The organism is Sandarakinorhabdus sp., from assembly GCF_040398645.1.
Classification (GTDB): domain Bacteria; phylum Pseudomonadota; class Alphaproteobacteria; order Sphingomonadales; family Sphingomonadaceae; genus Sandarakinorhabdus.
Genome location: NZ_JBBATR010000071.1, coordinates 7,554 through 11,766 on the forward strand (window position 1 = coordinate 7,554; position 4,213 = coordinate 11,766).

Consider the following 4,213-nt stretch of genomic DNA (forward strand, 5'->3'; position numbering starts at 1 on the left):
CGCTCCGAGCAACCCGTAAGGCCAAGCACCGAGAGTATCGCAGCCGCCAACATCGATTGCCCGTAGTTTAACTGCAACATCAAAATGCCTCCTGGTATGGGATCAAACGATCTGGCTCTGAAAAATGGTTCAACCTTGGTCAATTATTGTTAGTCGTTCCGAGTCTCGAAGCAATATATGCCAGCAGAGACGAATTTGCATAATATTCGTGCGCCGCGCGGCGGCCAACCTCCGGCGTGCCGATAGCCGGCGGATTTTCGCCAGCGCCAGGCCCCGCTACGCTCCGCAACAAGCGCCGCCGCAGCCATGCCGCTACGGCCGGATGGCCAGTTTTGACACGCGGTGCTGATCATCCAGCGCCACAAGTATGGTGACACGGCTGGGCATTTCATCCAGCATGTGCCGGGTCAAGCGTTCAAAATGCATCACGAAGCGCGACAACTCAGCGTCGGTCATGCCGCCGTTGGTGCGGGCGCGCAGCTTGTGTTCCTGGATCAGCCGCCAGTCTTGGACGATTTCAAAGCGCGGCGCTGCCAGCATGACCAGCAGGTCGATGTTGGCAAACAGTGCGCGATATGGCCCGGCCAGCGCCGTGTTGACGTGCCGCCGCCAGATCATGTCCTTGTCGTCATCAATCTCCAGGCGGTTGACCGGCATTGCCAGCGCTAAGGCTGGCTGCGGGCTGGCGGCCACGCACCAGCCTTCAAACAGCAATATGTCGATCGGTTTTGCCGCAATCGGCCAGTCGGCGCTGGGCACCCGGTCATCGCGCCCTTTGTCAAAGCGCGGGAGCTGTAGGCGTGCGTGCCCGGCCTGCACGCTGGCGATGATGTGATTGCCCAGATCCACATCATGCGTGCCCGGCACACCGCGCATGGCCAGCAGCGGATGCACTGCGGCGGCCAGTTTGCCGCGATCAGCCTTGGATAGATAGAGATCGTCGATCGAAAGCGTCTGGGCGTGCAGGCCGTGGCTGTGGCGCAGCAGCAATTCAAGGCACAGGCACAGCGTGGATTTGCCGCTGCCTTGCGCGCCATTGATGCCGATCACCAACGGGCGGCCGGCTGCTGCGAATGCGGCGGCAATCGCAGCTGCAATCGGGCGCCAATGATCATCGATGGTGGCCCGGTAATCGCTGGGTAGCTGTTCTTGCACGATCAGGGCAGCAAGCGCGGCCTGTTCGGCGGCCAGTGCTACCGGCGTCGGGCGGGCGCGCTGCACGCGGTTAGCCAAAGGCACCGAAGTGATTGGCGATGGCAATGCCGATCAGCGGCAGCAGCTTTGCGGCGTCGGCGATTGGCGCGATGAAACGGCGCTGAATGCCGGCATAGGCCTGGTTGTCGCCATCGGGCCAATCGCTGGCTTCATCCATGTGGTAATCGGCCAGATCGGGCGCAGCGGTCGGGAAGGCGCGGTGCAATTGCGCCAGGGCTTCATCGGTGCGCAGCGACAGGATCATTTCAATCACATCGTCGCGGCTGATATCGTTGCTGCGCGAAAACACCGGCATGTCGGCGGCGCGCAAGAACAGATGCTGCATCAGCGCCAGCCGCAACGCGTGCAGCACGCCCAGGGTGCGGCGGGTCGCTTCGGCGGCGGGCGCTTGCTCCGCCGAGTCTTCATCCGGCGGGACATGGGCCAACAACTGCCGCAGCTTGATATTGTCCACACGCAATTGCGACGCCAGCCGGCGAAACTGGCCGGATCGGTCATCCTCTACCAGCCGTTCGGCCAGCGCCAGGCACGGCCTCGCCAGATGATCTTCGGTGCCGCGATAGGGGCGGGTGGCCCAATAGGCGCTGTTGAACAGCTCCCCATAGGCCGCCAGCGTCTTGATGCTGGCGATGGTGTTGGCAGCGGTGATCAGCCCGAGGATCTGGCGGCCGCGCGGCGATCCAGCCAGCAGTGCCGCCAGCGGCTCGCGCGCTTCGCCGGCCGCGGTGCCGACGCCGGCCAGCACATTGGCCGGGTAGCCCAGTTGCTGCAAAATGGCGTTGTGCGGGATGGCGCGGATCTGGCGCAGCGATGCGTCGCGGTCGCTGCCGATATCGGATTGCCGCTTCAGCCGCCGTGAGCCGGTGACCGGCAGCAGGCCAAGGCCAAAGGCGGTGATTGCCCGCGCGTAAGGCCGCGTTTCAAACAGGCGGCGCTGATGGCGGCGGATCATGCGGTAATAATCCAGGCTGAGATCGGTGCGCGTGTAAAAATCGTCGCTATCGTTGCTGGCCAGCTGCGGCCACAGCGCGGCGATGCGCGACAAGGTGGCCAGCGCCAACGCATCATGGCCAAAGAACAGGAACCCATCGCCGCCCTGAAAACTGGCTTCGGCCTCGATACGGATGCTGGCCTGCGCAAACTGGGCGCGCGCCCAGCGGCTGAGCGGCCAGGCCAGACGGTCGACAAAGCCAGCCGGGTGTGCGCCGCGGCCCATGGATTCGCCGTGGGTGTTGAAAATCAGCGCAGCCACGCCGGACAGGCCATTGGCCGCCATGGCCCGCGCCAGCCGGCCCTGCAGCCGTTCGATGGCCAGCGCTGCCGGAATCTGGCCAACGAAGCGCCCGGCATCCGAAAACCCGGTCTGGATCGCAACGCGGCCGCGCCGGCGGGCATAGGCGGCATAGGCAGGCTCCGCGAGCAGCGCATCCAGAAACCGCCCGCCATGTTCCAGCGCCGTTTCGGTTTCGAACAGCGGCGACACATCGACCAGGCCATCAATGCCGAACAGCTTCGCAAAATACAGCGCCGACAGCACGGTTTGCGGTTGTTCGCATTCGGCAATCAGCAGGCGGATCGGGGTATCGGCATCGATCAGGCGCAGCATCGCTGCCATGGCCAGAAACTGGCGGACGGCGGTGGTGCTTTCGACGGCCAATGCTGCAAAATTGCTGCGCAGCGGCTGCACCGTTTCCAGCATGGTGCGCAGCCGCTGCAAGGTCTGGCCGCTGGCCATATCCAGATCGGCCGGCGCCGTGCCGTCGGGATCGATGCGGCGGCGGATGGCATTGTGCAATTGCGCGGCGTTTACCCGGAAATGAATGGCGCCCATGCCCAGGCCATCGGCCGCCATTGCCGCTGCCAACACCAGCAGCGGCTGCGCACGATCAACAGGCAGCACTGCCGCAGCGGCCCGCAATTGCGCAATCGGCCCGGCCAGGCTGGTCAGGCTGTCGGGGTGCGGAGCGCTGATCTGGTTGGCAATCGCCGACAATGTCGCGGGCGTATTGGTATCGCCGGCCAGCAACACGGCCATGGCGGCGGCATGGTCGCCGGCGCGGCGCAGCAGCTCTGCCAACGCGGCCTCGCCAGCAGCTCCGCCAGCAGCTCCGCCAGCAGCTCCGCCAGCAGCATCTGCGGCGGCGGCATAAAGCGCCAGCCGCCGTGCCTTTTCATCCAGCCGAAATCGCAGGCTGGTGGCCCAGCCGATATCAGTGCGGCCGTCCATGTCATAGCCAACCCATGTCGCCAGCCGGAACAGGCAGGGTGTCAGGGATTGCCAATCATCCGGATAATGCTTCGCCGCGACCTCCAGAACGACCTTGTGCAACGCATCACGGGCGGCCTGCGCCCGGGCCATGGCGGCCATCGCCTCCTCATGTTCATCGGCTAGGCTTGGCGATGGCCGCTCTGGCTGCGGCGCTATCGCAACCGGCGCGCCCGTCACGGCGCTGGCAGCGACGGCCGCATATTCGGCCGGTGTCAGCACAAAGGTCGGGTGGGCAGTGAACACCACGTGCAGCAGCGGCTGCGACCAGCGGGCGGCAAAGCCGGCAAAATCGCTGGCCTGCGCCGATGCCGTCACCTGCGCACGAAACGCTGCCAGATTGGCATCGGGCGCCAGTGGGCCGACCAGCCGCACCAACCGGTCAGTCCGGGCCTGCAAGCCATTGCGGCCCAATTCGGCAATCACATCGCCCAATGCAGCCAACGTGACCTCGCCGGCCTCCAACTGTCGCGAAATTTCCAGTCCGAGCTGGAACACCGGATTGAACAGCGGCGTTTGCGCTGTGCCTTCATGCAATTCGCCCAAACGCCGGTGATAATACTCGATCATGGCAGCATTGTTGCTTGCCGTGACAGCCTCGGCAAGCCGCCATTGCACTTATGGGCAAAGCCCATGCCCTGGCCACGTAGAGCGCGTTGCTGCGGCAAAAGTTGAGCCCGGTGCGCAAGCAAACGGGATGATTGAAGCCCGCGCATCCGGCATTGCCTAACA

Annotated in this window: 2 protein-coding genes; both read right to left on the reverse strand. The window is 64.6% G+C overall.

Annotated features, from left to right (window positions below):
- Positions 1-312: 312 nt before the first annotated feature.
- Positions 313-1,233: a kinase gene (locus tag ABWP50_RS12165; protein WP_353218254.1), complete on the reverse strand. Its 921-nt coding sequence runs from the start codon at positions 1,231-1,233 to the stop codon at positions 313-315.
- Complete coding sequence (locus ABWP50_RS12170) at positions 1,226-4,051, reverse strand: phosphoenolpyruvate carboxylase (protein ID WP_353218255.1); 2,826 nt, start codon at positions 4,049-4,051, stop codon at positions 1,226-1,228. The genes ABWP50_RS12165 and ABWP50_RS12170 overlap by 8 nt, the downstream gene beginning before the upstream one ends.
- Between the last annotated feature and the right edge of the window lie 162 nt (positions 4,052-4,213).